Source organism: Vibrio sp. S/42/10 (assembly GCF_029890535.1).
Classification (GTDB): Bacteria; Pseudomonadota; Gammaproteobacteria; order Enterobacterales; family Vibrionaceae; genus Vibrio; species Vibrio cyclitrophicus.
Window position 1 is genome coordinate 1 of record NZ_JAKMZC010000043.1, and the last position, 1,283, is coordinate 1,283.

Genomic DNA, 1,283 nt, shown 5'->3' on the forward strand with positions numbered 1-1,283 from the left:
ACTTAACGCGTTAGCTCCGAAAGCCACGGCTCAAGGCCACAACCTCCAAGTAGACATCGTTTACGGCGTGGACTACCAGGGTATCTAATCCTGTTTGCTCCCCACGCTTTCGCATCTGAGTGTCAGTGTCTGTCCAGGGGGCCGCCTTCGCCACTGGTATTCCTTCAGATCTCTACGCATTTCACCGCTACACCTGAAATTCTACCCCCCTCTACAGCACTCTAGTTCACCAGTTTCAAATGCAGTTCCGAGGTTGAGCCCCGGGCTTTCACATCTGACTTAATGAACCACCTGCATGCGCTTTACGCCCAGTAATTCCGATTAACGCTCGCACCCTCCGTATTACCGCGGCTGCTGGCACGGAGTTAGCCGGTGCTTCTTCTGTTGCTAACGTCAAGATGCGCAGCTATTAACTACACACCCTTCCTCACAACTGAAAGTACTTTACAACCCGAAGGCCTTCTTCATACACGCGGCATGGCTGCATCAGGCTTTCGCCCATTGTGCAATATTCCCCACTGCTGCCTCCCGTAGGAGTCTGGACCGTGTCTCAGTTCCAGTGTGGCTGATCATCCTCTCAGACCAGCTAGGGATCGTCGCCTTGGTGAGCCATTACCTCACCAACTAGCTAATCCCACCTAGGCATATCTTGACGCGAGAGGCCCGAAGGTCCCCCTCTTTGGCCCGTAGGCATCATGCGGTATTAGCCATCGTTTCCAATGGTTATCCCCCACATCAAGGCAATTTCCTAGGCATTACTCACCCGTCCGCCGCTCGACGCCCATTAACGCACCCGAAGGATTGTTAGTGTCGTTTCCGCTCGACTTGCATGTGTTAGGCCTGCCGCCAGCGTTCAATCTGAGCCATGATCAAACTCTTCAATTTAAGATTTTGTGACTCAACGAATACTGACTTCAAAACTAATATTCATTGCTCTTTCGAAAAAGATTGATGAACATGTAATTCTAAAGCTATTACCATTCCAACAGAATGGTAATGAATTGACTGTGCCGAATAACTACAAGTAGTTAAACGTATTGGTCACTCAGTTCATTGAAATCAAGTTTGTTACCGAAGTAACTGTTACTACCTAAGTAATAACGTTTTGATATTCATCAACGAGTGCCCACACAGATTGATAGGTTTAAATTGTTAAAGAGCTTTTCCTTTTTGAGCTTCGCTCAAATCGGACGGCCATTTTAGCGATTTAAGTTTTAGTGTCAACCACTATTTTCAAAACTTTTTTCAAGCGCTTAGCTTGGCTAATTTGGCTTGTTGATTCG

Annotated in this window: 1 rRNA gene; it reads right to left on the bottom strand. The window is 47.5% G+C overall.

What is annotated here, in order from left to right:
• Nucleotides 1-885 (bottom strand): 16S ribosomal RNA (locus tag L8S15_RS21685); the annotation flags it as partial.
• Between the last annotated feature and the right edge of the window lie 398 nt (nt 886-1,283).